Consider the following 13,373-nt stretch of genomic DNA (forward strand, 5'->3'; position numbering starts at 1 on the left):
AGTACAAGACGGCTTCAGCCGTTGTTGATCCTCTGAATATTCAACGATCAAATTCAAAAGTGAAACGGATGCTCCACCACACCATTTGTTAAAGAAACATTATTCTGCAGACGACTCCTTATCTTTCTTGCGGAAAAGATGGGAGAGAACTAGGCCGGTAAGGGTCAGGATCGGGATGCCTTCGACGAGGAAGGCTAGAGCGTTAGTTTTTTTCATAGGGCACCTCCTTACTGATATTATAACAAGATTTCCAAAGAAAATTAAGCTTAGGGATTGACTTCTCTTGACGGATAAGGTATGATATTAAACGGTATTGTTTGCCCCACGATTGCCCCGGAAATCAATTGTGAATTGCAACAATCAGTCAAGAAAAACGGAGGAAAAGTAGATAATGCGTACAACATATATGGCAAAAGCTAACGAAGTTGAACGCCAATGGGTTATCTTAGACGCAACAGATATTCCATTAGGTCGTCTTTCAACAGTTGCAGCATCAATGCTGCGCGGTAAAAACAAAGCAACTTTCACCCCTAACGTAGACACTGGTGACCAAGTAATTATCATCAACGCTGAAAAAGTTAAATTAACTGGTAAAAAAGCATCTGATAAGAAATACTACCACCACTCAGGTTACCCAGGTGGCATCTACGAAACAACTGCAGGGACTTTACGTGCGGAAAAACCAGAACGTTTAATTGAATTATCAATTAAAGGCATGCTTCCTAAGAACAAATTAGGTCGTCAACAATTCACGCACTTACATGTTTATGCTGGCGCGGAACATCCACACCAAGCACAACAACCTGAAACTGTAGACATCAAGGACTTAATTTAAGGAGGGAACAGCTAGTGGCACAAGCACAATATCAAGCAACTGGACGTCGTAAGAACTCATCTGCCCGTGTACGCTTAGTACCTGGTAATGGGAAGATCGTCTTCAACGGCAAAGAAATGGAAGACTACCTTCCATACGCATCTCTATTCGTTATCGTAAAACAACCTTTAGCAGTTACTCAAACTGAAGGTCAATACGATGTATACATTAACGTTCACGGCGGCGGTTATGCTGGTCAATCAGGTGCAGCTCGTCACGGTATCGCCCGTGCCTTACTGCAAGTTGATCCAGACTTCCGTAAACCATTAAAAGACGCTGGCTTGCTCACACGTGACCCACGTATGAAAGAACGTAAAAAACCAGGTCTTAAGAAAGCTCGTAAAGCGCCTCAATTCTCAAAACGTTAAGAATTGGCGACCAAGAACTTTTCCAGCACTTGCCCATGGCAGGTGCTTTTTTTATGCTTGTTTTAGCTTATCAATTTGATAAAATAGGACAAATGGTTCAGATTCTAAATCTGGAGAAGTAAAGGAGTTAATGGCTTGTGGAATGCATGCATATTATCTGTAATCCGAAGTCTGGGATGGGCAAGGGAAGGAAACGCTTGAATGAAGTCACCAGCTATTTAGAGAGTTGGGGAACGGATTATCAGATTTACCTGACCCAGTACCCTGGCCATATGGGAGAGCTCTTAGTAAGTTGCTTGTCCCAATTTAAAGAAGAGGATCGGTTAATCCTGGTTGGTGGGGATGGGAGCCTGCATGAATTGGTGAATCTTTTGGCCGATCGGGGCCTCGACCTGCCTCTTGCCTTTGTTTCAGCCGGGACGGGCAATGATTTTAGCCGCTACTACCAAGCGGACAAAGAGAGCATAGAAGACCTGCTTGCTCCCATGTTTAAAGGCCAGGTTCGCCGGCTTAAAATTGGCCGGGTTGGTCCAACTTTAGATAAGGCTGGAGGCGTCTTTGTCAATAGCCTAGGCTTTGGCTTCGATGGCCAGGTGATCCATGAGAGCGAGACCCTAAAAGCAAAGGGCGGTTTTTGGCAAGTGCCCGGGGCAAACCAGGTCCGCTATCTGGTGAGTCTTTTCCGGTCCTTGCGCCGGGTTCCTAAGTTTGCCCTTGATGTAAAGCTAGGCGACCACAGCCAACATTTTTCTGATGTTAGCTTGGTGGCAGTCATGTTGAATCCTTACTTTGGTGGGGGCATCCAGCTCGATCCCCGGATAGCCGAACTAGAGGACGACCTGGCCCTTGTAGTGATCCATGACCTGGATTGGCAGGCGATTCCAGGCTTGCTCTACCAGATTCTATGGCGTAAGGGCCAGGGTGATTCCAAACACCTGGCCTTCTACAGGGGCCCGAGCTGTAACCTAAGCCTGACGCCAGCTATTCCAGGTCAGGTGGATGGGGAAGCGATTTTTTCACCCGCTAGGTCTTTTAGCTGCCGGCTTGGCCAACAAGCCTTTTATCTTTAACCCTGGTTGATCGATATGTTCGTTTATAGCGAAAGGGAAGCTTAGCTTAGGCTAGCTGGTCCTTTCGCCTTTCTTTTTTTGAATATGTCATTTATATTTGACACTTCTTCGACTTTAAGTTAGACTGGGAGTGTGTCATATATAGATGACAGAAGGAGGGGAGGCCATGAACCATGTGCGATCTTACCGTCAGAAGCTAGGCATTTCTCAGGCGGAACTCGCTCGGCGGGTGGAGGGGGCTCGGCAGACCATTAATTTAATTGAGAATGATAAGTATAATCCGTCGCTCGACCTTTGTCTGCGCTTAGCCCATGCTTTGGGAACTGATTTAAACCAATTGTTTTGGAATGAGGAGGAATCTTAAATGAAAAAACGTATTATCCAACACTACCTCGGCTTCATCGGCCACCGTGATGAATACCAAGAGAAGAAGCTCAATGAAGTCCTGGCCTTTGCCAATATCGTGACCCAGTATGCCATTTCCATCTTGATTTTAATCAGCTTGCTTTGGGACCTCAACCAGGGACAGGTCAGCTTGGGGACCATCTTTCTCTTTCTTCTCTTGATGGGCAATTCCCTCTATATCCTGGCCAAGACGCGCAAGTACCGGCTGGCCGATACCGAATTCTATGATGCCAAAGATTATAAAAAAGCCGTCCGCCAACTCCGCCAGCAAATGCTCCGCGCTGGTCTTTTGTGGACCCTAGGCATGATCTTCTGGATGGAAGTGGTCTTTCCTTATATGGACGGCCGGGCTTTGGAATTCAGTGGGGCCAAACTAGCCATCTATCTTGTCGGAGGTCTGGCCTTTACAGTTACAACGTATCTCATCACCAAGTCCAAACTCCACCTGGTCAAAGATTAAAGCTAGCGTCTCCATTTATTAATCAGTAAATAAAGAACTAAAAAAGCAGCCTAGGGCATCGATTATGATGTGACCGACTAGGCTGCTTTTATCTATTTATCTCTAAACTTGCCAATTACAGCTAGTGAGCTACTCTAACTGACTTAGTCTTCTTTCTTAAATGCAGAGTTCTTATCGAGCTCTTCCTGGCTGATTTGGCCAGCTTCAACGGCGGCTTGGTTGAGGCCTTGGACATAGTCTTCGTAGTCTGGCATAAAGGCAACTTGTTCCCAGTCACCTGTTGGCAGGTCGGCTTGGTTGGCTTGGGCTTGGCCAGGGGTTGATCGGCCTTCTTTAATGTAGTCGACCAAGACTTGGCTTAATTCATCAACCACATCGGGATGGTCTGTAATGACATTGTGGCTTTCGGAGAGGTCATCACGCAGGTCATAGAGTTCCGTTGCTTGGAAGGTTTCCTTATAGCTGTCGACGTTACGCTCATAGCCGCCTAGGCCGCCATCCTTAACCATGATGAGCTTCCAGAAGTCGCGGCGGATGGAGAAGCCCCCGTTACCGGCAGAGTGGATGATGTCTTCGCGGACAGCCTGGTCCTTGCCCTGCCAGAGGGGAAGGTTGGAGTAGCTATCTTCAGCCACGTCATCGCGTTTCTCTTCGCCCAGGATATCGGCGATGGTATTGTAGAAGTCGGAGTGGGAGACCATGTGATTAGAGACGGTATTGGCTTCAATCAGTCGTGGATAGCTGACGATGGTAGGTTCCCGGTGACCGCCTTCCCAGATGTGCATCTTATGGCCGCGGAGCCCATTGCTTGGGTCGTGGTCTTCTTCTTCCTTCAAGCGGTCAATATCAACGATTGGTGAAGCGCCGTTATCTGAAGTAAAGATGAAGAGGGTATCCTCATAGATGCCGGCTTCCTTGAGCTTATTGGCAATTTCACCCACATAGGAGTCAAGCTGGAGCACGAAGTCACCGTAGTCACCGATTCCTGATTTACCGCGGAAACGTTCTTGGGGGATAATCGGACCGTGGACGAGGTGGTTAGGGTAGTAGAGGAAGAAGGGGTCATCCGCTTCAATCATCTCGTCTAAAACCTCGAGCGCCTTGGCCTGCATTTGGTCTGGGACATGGTAGGGGCTGTGCTCAGGAGCCATCACGCCGGCTTCAATTGAGCGGTTGGTATCCGACTTGATCCGAGAGATATTGTGGTCACCGGCCATGTATTCAGGTTGGTAGAGGGCTCGGTCATTTTCGATAATGGTGAAGGGAGCTTGGTCCAGGCTGGCTGCTGTCCCATAGAAGTAGTCGAAGCCATAGTTGAGAGGGCCGAATTTAATCGGTTGGCTGTAGTCGATGTCGGTGCCCCGGAAGATCGGTTCATCCGTCGTATTCCCAAAATAAGGCCGGCCTTTTTGGTAGTTGGCTTCTTGGTCGCGGTACTTGTCCCCGTCAACCCCGTAGCGTTCATAGTCCTTGTGGTCCTTTAGGGTCCATTCCATCCCCAAATGCCATTTACCGATAGCAGCGGTTTGGTAGCCATGGTCTTTAAGCATTTGTGGGAGGGTACGCCGGTCTTTCTCGATCAAGGTCTGAGAGTCTCCAGGGATGACTGAGCTTTTAAGCCGGGACCGCCAATTATAACGGCCAGTTAAGAGGCCGTAGCGGGAAGGGGTGCAGAGGGCACTGGTGGCGTGGGAATCTGTGAAACGCATCCCGTCCTTGGCTAGGGCATCGATATGTTCCGTATGGATTTTGGATTCGGGGTTAAAGGCAGAAACGTCGCCCATCCCCAAGTCGTCTGCAAAAATTAAAACAATATTTGGTTTCTTTTGACTCATTAAGAAGTCCTCCTTTAAATTAAATGTCAGTGCTAATTATTGTAGTAGCGGGCATCCCGGCTCTGAGTGGCATAGGATGTGTCTTGGTTCACATAGTCATCGTCATCATCAGCTTGGCCAATTTCACCGGCCCATTCGTAGGCCTTCTTGGCGATAAGAACGGCGATGATCTCATTGATGAGAGCGGCTGCCGGAATGATGATCTGGATGCTGGCGCCGAGGTCACTTGCAACAAGACCGATGACCTGGGCAGCCATGGAAGAGAAGACCAGGGAGATCCCGGAGTGGGGCATCATGGTGAAGGCCAAGTATTTTTGGACTGTGGAGTCGGCCCCGATGCGTTTGCCTCCGAGATTAGACCCGATAAAGCTCCCTAGTAAACGGAAGGCGATATAGGCGAGACTCCAGATACCAGCTTGGACCAGCAAGCTAGGGTCGAGAGGAGCAGCCAGATTCAAGATGATGAGCAGGAGCCCAGCCGATTGTACCGGACTAAAGCCATCGCTCAGCGCCTCACGCTGGTCGTCTGAAATCACATTGACCAGGGCAGCTGAGAAGGCAGCCCCTAGGATAATGTAATTGGCCATGGGAGTAGGATAAAGCCAATAGTCAACAGCTAACATAATGGCAGTCGTTAAGACAATACTGGTGAGGAAACGTCCCAAGCCACTCCCTTCAGCGTTTTCGATGAAGCGGCCAGCCAGGTATCCGAGTCCGACCCCAATCAAGATAGGGACGACCATCATGAGCCCGAGATTGACCAGGGCAGAAGTGGATGCCTCGCTGAATTGGGATTGGAGGACGGAGATGAAGAGGTAGAAGATAATATTCACCAAGAGGGTATTCATCACCGTCATGGACACCGTCGCCCGCGAGAGCGGACCATCTGTCTTGTATTCGTTAATCACCGATAAGACAGGGGCTGGTGCCGTTGCCATGGCAATGACAGCGAAGATGATCGCAATCAGGAAAGGAACATCCAACCAAGCAAAGATCAGGCCAAAAGCCAGAGTCACGGTGAGGAAGATTCCGAGCATCTGCCAGATGGCGAGTTCGAAGATGGAGCTACCGACCTTCTTGATCTTAGACACAATCAAGTTGGAACCAATCATGATCCCCACGATCACTTGGGCGAGCGTGGCCAGTAATTGGAAGGCGGGATGGCCTGTGATCCCTTCATGGAAGAGATTGAGCATGTTGGGCCCAACCAGCATGCCGCACAGGAGCCAGCCGAGAATCGCAGGCAGTTTCACTTTTTGGATCAGGCGTCCTGCCGCGTAGACGAGGGCAATGGCTAACACAAATTGTATGAAAGGCATACAAAACCTCCTTTTTCGATTTAAATTTTAAAAATAGCCTATCTTAACTCTAACATTAATCTCATGAAAATTCTGACATGACCCCTTGATAATTAGCGATTCTTTCTAATACTGCTAGGCAAGTCATCCTGCGCTTTGTGACGAGTTGGGCAACGTCTGATGCCGGCCTGGCAGAACTCCGGGAGGGCCTAAAGCAAGTAGGTGTCCATAAAAAGCTTGAAGCGCGCGCCTTGATTGTTTAAAATATAGGTTATTAAACAATATAAGGAGTAGTCAGGTGAAGCAAAAAAGGAAGAAGGGCTGTTTGTACGGCCTCATTATATTGCTAGTTTTCTTTGGCTTAGTGAGTTATGGTGTCGGCTCTTATTTCGTGAATTATGCCCTCGTTCCCCAACAAGGAGCAGAAAAGCGAGAGGCAGCTGTTGATGTCTCAGCAGACCAGCTCGCGATTGACCAGGCTAGGGCCAAGGAAGAACAGGCCAGGCAGGATTGGTTGGCTGGACTGGGGGACCGGCGTCAAGCGTTAAGTATCCAGTCAACAGACGGCTTGAAGCTCTATGGCCACCAGATTAAGCAGTACCGCCCGAGCCATCGCTGGGTAATTATCGTCCACGGTTATCAGTCCAGTGAAGACGAATCCAATCTCTTAGCCAGGCATTTCGCTGAGGCTGGCTACAATGTCTTGACCTACAGTCAACGTGCCCACGCACCCAGCCAAGGCAAGTATATTGGGATGGGCTACTTTGAAAAGGATGACCTCCTAGCTTGGACCAAGTGGCTGGTCAAAGAAGACCCGAAAGCGGAGGTTGTCTACCATGGCACCTCCATGGGTGGGGGCACCGTCCTGATGGCATCAGGTCTGGACCTGCCCAAGCAAGTAAAGGCCATTATCTCAGACTGTGCCTATAGCTCAACTTGGGATATCTTTGCTTCAGAATTGAAATGGCGCTTTAATCTTCCAGCCTTCCCCGTTCTCTATATGGCAGAAGGCGTGGGCCGCTTGCAGGCGGGTTACGATATCCGCTGGGCGGAGCCAAAGAATGAAGTCGCCAAAACTGACTTACCCATCCTCTTTATCCATACCGAAAAGGATGATTTCGTCCCCGTTGACATGGCCCGCGAACTCTATGCCAGTAAAAAGCAGGGACCCAAGGAACTGTTCCTCTTGCCCAATGGTGGGCACGCCGAAGCCAAATACCAGCCGGGCTACTATGAGCGGATTGCGGATTTCTTGACTGATTATCTAAGTTCAAGTGGTATTAAGAAGGCCTTGGAGAGCTGAAAAGTAAAACAACATTATTTTTAATACTACCTAGCTAACAAATAGTTTTCTAGTCTCTACATATTCAGTAGAAAGAGTCTATAATATTGACAGAAGGGGAGCGTTGTTGATTATAATGCTCCTCTTTTTTATAAAGAAGGATGCTGGTCTCAGAAAATGAAAATAAAATTACAGAATATTCGCAAAAGCTACGGCTCTTTTGAGGCCCTTAAAGGGATTGATTTAGTTTTTGAAGAGGGAAAATTTTATGGTTTACTTGGCCCTAATGGAGCTGGGAAAACGACTCTCTTTAACCTTTTGATTAAAAATTTCAAGCCAAATTCAGGTGAAATATCTTGGGAAATTGAGGGTAAAGCTTTAAGCGACAGGGAATTGTATCGACATATTGGTATTGTTTTTCAAAGTAATCGCTTGGATAATAATTTGACGGTGGAAGAGAATTTGATTGCTAGAGCTGCTTTGTATAACTTGTCAAAAGCACAGGTTCGAAAACGCCTCGAAGACTTACAAGACTATTTGAATCTTTGTGAAATTAAAAAGAAAAAATATGGGCAATTATCAGGCGGGCAGAAGCGTAAAGTAGACATTGCACGCGCCCTGTTATCTAATCCTTCTTTGCTTTTACTGGATGAGCCCACAACTGGTTTAGATCCCCAAACAAGACGTGATTTGTGGGAAGCGATTAAGCATTTAAATAAGGAAGCTCATATGACAGTTATTTTGATCACGCATTATCTTGAAGAGATGGCAAGCTGTGATGTTTTGAATGTCTTAATTGCTGGAAAACTTTATTATTCAGGAAATGTTTCAGGTTTTATCAAAGAACATTCAACAACCAATCTCCAAATATTGTTAAAAGAAAGCTATTCAGTCCAAGCGTTAGAAATTGCTCCATTTATAAATAAAAGTACGGTTGTTAGTAATAGAGAAATTTTAATTTCTGATGTCACAGTAGATGAGATCATGCAGATTATTTCTGATAATCATGAAAAATCAATAATCGAAAGTTTTAACGTAGCTTATTCTAATTTGGAAACAGCCTATCTAAATTTGCTTAAGGAAAAAGATGGAGAGAGTAATGTTTGAATTCATTTCTAGAAATTTTAAGGTTTATACGCGTGATCGTATGGCTTTCTTGATGTCATTTTTATCGATCATTATTCTTATTTTGATTTACCAAATCTTCTTGGGAGAAATTCAGGTTGATGCCATCAAGTTAGCTCTCAACAGTAAGACGGCTTCGACAGATACGATTCAAATGGTTAATTATTGGTTGATTGCAGGATTAACGACTATTATTTCAATGACGGGGACCTTGGGTGCTTTTGGGGTTATGGTAGCAGACCGTGAAAATAAATTGACTGAGGATTTTAAAGTTAGTCCGACTTCTCCCATACTGATTGAATTATCTTACGCGATCTTTGCTATTCTTTTTGGCATTACTTTAACCCTATTTTCTTGTATTTTTGCTATTGGAATTTTTAATGGCTTTTCTTCTATATTTGATTTTACAGCCATGGATTATGTCAAGATATTCGGTATTGTTTGTCTAGCTACAATTTTGTCGGCAACGATTATTCTACCCATTTTGACTTTTATTCAGTCAAGCTCAGCTTTTACAAGCCTAAGTACAATTGTAGGAACTTTTATCGGATTTATTTCAGGAGTCTATTTGTCAATTGGCTCAGTTGGGAAGACTTTGCAACAAATCATGACTTGGTTTCCTTTAACGCAAATTAATTCCCTATTAAAGCAGGTCTTGATGAAATCTTCAATGGATAGGGTGTTTGCTCAGGCAGATAGTGCTGTGATGACTGATTACAAGCAAGCCTATGGAGTGATTTTAAAAAATGCTGATGAAATCGTTTTGACGAATCGCTTTATATTGATTTATTGTTCGGGCCTTGTTTTGTCTTTTCTTTTGCTTCATCTTGTCATTAGAAAGCTCAAAAATTCTGGTAGATAATCCATTAAAAATCATCAATCGTAGGGATTAAGAGGCCCTTGGAGAGCTAAAGCAAGCAAAGTCTCCGGAAACTTGCTAGAATAGGGCAAGTGCTGAAAGGAGGGCTTACATGTTTTATCTCGGGCTTGGGCTTGTGGCAATTCTTTTGCTTCTCGCTCGTCTGATCTATCTTTATTATCATCTGGACACCGGCCAGGCGCCCCAGCTGGCTGATATTATCCTAGTGGCTGAAGGGCCGGCTCCGGAACGTAGTGACCAGGCTGTGGCTCTCTTAGAGGCGGGCTATAGTCAGACGGGCTATCTCTTGGTGTCGCCCCGCCATGCCCACAAAGATTGGGATATCTTTCCGACTTATGTGAAGAAGGGGGCACCGCCTCAGAGTCTAGTGGCTGAAGACCAGGCCACTTCGACCTGGACCAATGCGGTGAACAGCCTAGCTATTATGGCCGAGCGGGGCTGGACCAGTGCCAATGTTGTGACCAGCGATTATCACATGCGCCGGACCATGCTCACCTTCCGCCGGGCCAACCGCCAGTACGGCTTTGACCTGACTTTCGTAAGTGCCCACCGGGATGGTCACGGCTACCGGGCCACCCCCAATGGACGTCGCATGGCTCGGATGGAGGTCCTGAAGTGGATCGGTTACCGGCTTTATCTTTACCATTGGATTGATTGGTAGGCAATGTGAAGCATTAATAATAAGAAAAGCAACTGGGGTCATCAGTCCAGTTGCTTTTTGTGATTACTTATTTTCTCTTATTCTAAGTCCAGGGTGACCAAGTGGCTGAGCCGGTCGGGACTGTCCTTTTGCATGGCAAGTTCAGGCGCCTGGCCCTGGTAGTTGGAGGCGTAGTGCCAGTCGCTAAGCCAGTTGCGGAGGTCTTCTTTGTGGACGAAATAAGGCATGCGCTGGTGAACGCGGCCGACGACCTGGTCAGCAGCCCGAGTCATGAGGACAGCCTGGGCTTGGCTTTGGCCGTCTGCTTGCACAGTGACCTGGTAGCAGCCACCGACGAAGAGGACCTGGCTGGCTGAGAAGAGGAAGCGGGTCTTGTCGGCCGACCACTCGTAGAAGGCGGACATGGGGAAGATGCAACGGCGGTAGCGGAAGGACTGGGCAAAGGCCAGCTTATCGTTGATGCTTTCCGACCGGGCATTGATTAGGTATTGCTTCTTCTTGAAACCGTCAAAACCCCAGCGCATACTGGCTACCCGGACCTTGGCGTTTGGGTCTAAGCCCAAGCAGACCACCTCTTGGCCAGGATAGATGGTGCCGCTAGCCGCCTTGTTTTGGCCCAATTTGCGGTAGAAGTGGGCCAAGAGGGGGTCCTTGAGCTGGTATTCATAGCGTCCGCACATGGAATCGCTCCTTTCCTTTTATCCTAATGATAACACAGCTTTTCTTTTACATAATAATTAACAAAATGTTACAAGTGTGTTACAATAAAGGTAAGAAGGACAGAGGAGGGATCCCCATGAAAAAGAGTGTTATTGCCAGTGTTGGACTCGCCGCTTTACTGGTGGCCCTCAATGCGCCAAGTGCAACGGCTAGTCAATCGCTTGTAGAAATGAATCCGAACGAAGCCAGTCAAGCCTTCATTAAAGAAATTCCAGCCATCAATCAGTTGACTGCAGCTCCACACATTGTAGATATTCGAACCAGTGTCCAAGATGTCGCACCGGTTCAAGCCCGTCAAAAGCAGGAGACTACAGCTATCCAAGCAAGAAGAGCTCCTGAAGAAGACCTACAGCCCAATAAACAATCCCCAGCAGGTCAAAGGGAAGCTGAGCCGATGGAAGAACAAGCTCCAGCAAGTCAAAAGAGCTACCTGATGGGCCCAAGCCAAGATCCTGAGACCGGACGGACCCAGTACGACTACCGGGTCGATAGCCCCGATGGTCGGGTCGCCCATCTCGATGCCCTCTACCAAGTAGACGAGGCAACAGGTCAAGTCTATCAGATGGACATGCTCACTGGACAATGGGTATTGCTTGGGGAATAGGATTAGCTCTGCTAGATTGAAAGGTTAGGGACTCAAGATTAAAAGCTCATTTTTTTGAAATTTAGATCGATAACTAAGGATTTGACTAATAACGGTTAATTAAGGAGTACAATGATTGTACTCCTTTTTATTTTGGGCAAGGCTTAAGATAAGCTTAATAATAGGCTTTATTATTCCCTTATAAGCTCAAATCGCATTTGACTATCAATAAAAAACATAAAACATGCATCCTTATTATTTTTCCTTATAATGGAAGACAGTGTAAGGAAAGGAAGGAATATGAATACATTTAAAAGTATGGTAAAAATTGGTCTCGCCTATCTCGGCGTGATCATCGGAGCAGGTTTTGCTAGTGGGCAAGAAATGTTCCAGTATTTTGTAAGTTTTGGTAAAATGGGGATTTGGGGTTTGGTTATCTCCTCCATTCTCTTTATTGTCGGAGGAATCGTCCTCTTGCAATTCGGGAGCTACTACAAGGTCCAGGAGCACAGTGAGGTATTTAACCACATCTCATCACCATTTATTTCCAAAGTGATTGATTTCTTAATCAATATGACACTCTTTTGTACCGGTTTTATTATGATTGCTGGGGCAGGGACCAACCTCAACCAGCAATTCAACTGGCCAATCTGGGCCGGGGCGCTCCTAGTCTCAGCCCTGGTTATTGTGACTGGTTTTATGGATGTGGATAAGGTGACAGGTTTAATTGGGATGGTGACGCCCTTCGTCATTGTTTTCTTGATCGGGATCTTCATTCATACCCTTAACACCATGCCTATCCCTTATGAAGAAGCCATGGCGACAGCGGCAGCCCAAACGACAACCCTGCCCAACTGGTTGATCTCTACTTTGAACTATACCAGCTTGGCTCTGATGCTAGCCATTTCTATGGCTGTGGTCATTGGGGGCGAGGAATATAGTCCTAAGCAAGCAGGGCTCGGTGGCCTCTTTGGTGGGGTCCTCGTCGGCGGCTTACTTTTTGCTTCTTTCTTCTCAATCAGTTTGAATATCGACGGGGTCCTCGGCTCTTCCATGCCGCTACTCACTCTCTTCGATAATTTAGATCCAAGATTGGGCGTTGCTATGGCCATTATCATCTTCGGGATGATCTACAATACGGCTATCGGGATGTACTACGCCTTAGCCAAACGGGTTTCCCGGTCCAAGCCAGAAAACTTCAGTCGGAATATGATTATCTTGGTTGGAATCGGCTTCGTGCTTTCCTTCGCTGGTTTCGATACCTTGGTGGCTTATCTCTACCCCTTCATCGGCTATTGCGGTTTCTTCGTGATTGCCCTCCTGATTATCCAGTGGGCCATTCGTTACCGTCATATCCACCGGGAAATCCAGGTGCGTGATGAGTTGATCAAGATGGAAGTGAATCGCCAAGATGACGATTATGAATTTGGTCGTGAGGAGGCTGCAGATATGCGGGCCCTCTATGACGAGTCAAGGGTAGATAATAAGGAACTCTATGATGAAGTGACCGAACTCGGTCAGACGATGACAGATGACGCAGAGGATAACTAATACTTACACGCAAGAGAAGTCCCAGTGTGGGCTTCTTTTTGTTTATTATTGATTTAATTTATATACTGCTATATTAAATTGTGCTGGTGAGCATCCGTTTCGCTTTTGAATTTGGCCCTTAAAGAGCCATGGCATCGGCTCGAGCCAAGGTCTCTCGCCTAGCGAGCTTCAAACGTCTAGTACGGCTATCGCCTACTATACGTAATTCACATCGCTTGCTTGGTCATGGCTAAGGGCCAACTTCAACGCTCCACTCCTGCT

14 protein-coding genes are annotated in these 13,373 nt (G+C 46.7%); 11 read left to right on the forward strand and 3 right to left on the reverse strand.

Going from position 1 to position 13,373, the window contains the following annotated elements; genetic code table 11:
* Positions 1-391: 391 nt before the first annotated feature.
* The 5 genes from rplM (at position 392) to HMPREF3090_RS05115 (ending at position 3,177) form a co-directional block, all read left to right on the forward strand.
* Entirely contained in the window at positions 392-835 is a 444-nt protein-coding gene (gene rplM, locus HMPREF3090_RS05095; protein WP_067972952.1) for a 50S ribosomal protein L13, read from the forward strand.
* Positions 836-849: 14 nt separating this feature from the next.
* Positions 850-1,242 carry a 30S ribosomal protein S9 gene (gene rpsI, locus HMPREF3090_RS05100; RefSeq protein WP_067972949.1) on the forward strand — a complete coding sequence of 131 codons (393 nt, stop codon included), beginning with the start codon at positions 850-852 and terminating at the stop codon, positions 1,240-1,242.
* A gap of 146 nt (positions 1,243-1,388) precedes the next feature.
* The gene (locus HMPREF3090_RS05105) at positions 1,389-2,312 is read left to right on the forward strand and encodes a diacylglycerol/lipid kinase family protein (protein WP_067972946.1); all 924 of its coding nucleotides are present in this window, start codon (positions 1,389-1,391) and stop codon (positions 2,310-2,312) included.
* Positions 2,313-2,478: 166 nt separating this feature from the next.
* A complete protein-coding gene (locus HMPREF3090_RS05110) occupies positions 2,479-2,676 on the forward strand; it encodes a helix-turn-helix transcriptional regulator (RefSeq protein ID WP_070486086.1) in 198 nt (65 codons plus the stop codon).
* Positions 2,677-3,177 (forward strand): DUF3278 domain-containing protein, encoded by a 501-nt coding sequence (locus HMPREF3090_RS05115; RefSeq protein WP_067972941.1) that lies wholly within the window; start codon positions 2,677-2,679, stop codon positions 3,175-3,177.
* 143 nt (positions 3,178-3,320) lie between these two features.
* Here the strand turns inward: HMPREF3090_RS05115 and HMPREF3090_RS05120 are convergent, their stop codons facing one another.
* Both HMPREF3090_RS05120 and HMPREF3090_RS05125 read right to left on the reverse strand, forming a co-directional pair.
* On the reverse strand, positions 3,321-5,012 hold the full coding sequence (locus HMPREF3090_RS05120) for a sulfatase family protein (RefSeq protein ID WP_067972937.1): 1,692 nt from the start codon (positions 5,010-5,012) through the stop codon (positions 3,321-3,323).
* A 32-nt stretch (positions 5,013-5,044) separates the two neighbouring features.
* Positions 5,045-6,331, reverse strand: coding sequence for a cation:proton antiporter (locus HMPREF3090_RS05125; RefSeq protein ID WP_070486088.1), 1,287 nt, complete (start codon positions 6,329-6,331; stop codon positions 5,045-5,047).
* A gap of 322 nt (positions 6,332-6,653) precedes the next feature.
* Here HMPREF3090_RS05125 and HMPREF3090_RS05130 point away from each other — a divergent pair, with 322 nt between their 5' ends.
* From HMPREF3090_RS05130 to HMPREF3090_RS05145, 4 genes are all read left to right on the forward strand, one after another.
* Positions 6,654-7,613, forward strand: a complete 960-nt coding sequence (locus HMPREF3090_RS05130) for an alpha/beta hydrolase (RefSeq protein ID WP_168140258.1) — start codon at positions 6,654-6,656, stop codon at positions 7,611-7,613.
* Positions 7,614-7,769: 156 nt separating this feature from the next.
* Positions 7,770-8,699, forward strand: a complete 930-nt coding sequence (locus HMPREF3090_RS05135; RefSeq protein ID WP_067972929.1) for an ABC transporter ATP-binding protein — start codon at positions 7,770-7,772, stop codon at positions 8,697-8,699.
* Positions 8,692-9,579 (forward strand): ABC transporter permease, encoded by an 888-nt coding sequence (locus HMPREF3090_RS05140; protein ID WP_067972927.1) that lies wholly within the window; start codon positions 8,692-8,694, stop codon positions 9,577-9,579. The genes HMPREF3090_RS05135 and HMPREF3090_RS05140 overlap by 8 nt, the downstream gene beginning before the upstream one ends.
* A 109-nt stretch (positions 9,580-9,688) precedes the next feature.
* Positions 9,689-10,258, forward strand: coding sequence for a YdcF family protein (locus HMPREF3090_RS05145; RefSeq protein ID WP_070486092.1), 570 nt, complete (start codon positions 9,689-9,691; stop codon positions 10,256-10,258).
* Positions 10,259-10,335: 77 nt separating this feature from the next.
* Here the strand turns inward: HMPREF3090_RS05145 and HMPREF3090_RS05150 are convergent, their stop codons facing one another.
* On the reverse strand, positions 10,336-10,938 hold the full coding sequence (locus HMPREF3090_RS05150; protein WP_067972919.1) for an SOS response-associated peptidase: 603 nt from the start codon (positions 10,936-10,938) through the stop codon (positions 10,336-10,338).
* A 116-nt stretch (positions 10,939-11,054) separates the two neighbouring features.
* Between HMPREF3090_RS05150 and HMPREF3090_RS05155 the strand changes: the two genes are divergently transcribed.
* Together HMPREF3090_RS05155 and HMPREF3090_RS05160 are read left to right on the forward strand one after the other, a co-directional pair.
* A complete protein-coding gene (locus tag HMPREF3090_RS05155) occupies positions 11,055-11,582 on the forward strand; it encodes a hypothetical protein (RefSeq protein ID WP_067972917.1) in 528 nt (175 codons plus the stop codon).
* Between the two features lie 297 nt (positions 11,583-11,879).
* Positions 11,880-13,112 (forward strand): YkvI family membrane protein, encoded by a 1,233-nt coding sequence (locus HMPREF3090_RS05160; RefSeq protein WP_070486126.1) that lies wholly within the window; start codon positions 11,880-11,882, stop codon positions 13,110-13,112.
* Positions 13,113-13,373 lie beyond the last annotated feature (261 nt).

Origin of the sequence: Aerococcus sp. HMSC23C02, from assembly GCF_001806805.1 — a bacterium.
GTDB classification, from domain to species: Bacteria; Bacillota; Bacilli; order Lactobacillales; family Aerococcaceae; genus Aerococcus; species Aerococcus sanguinicola.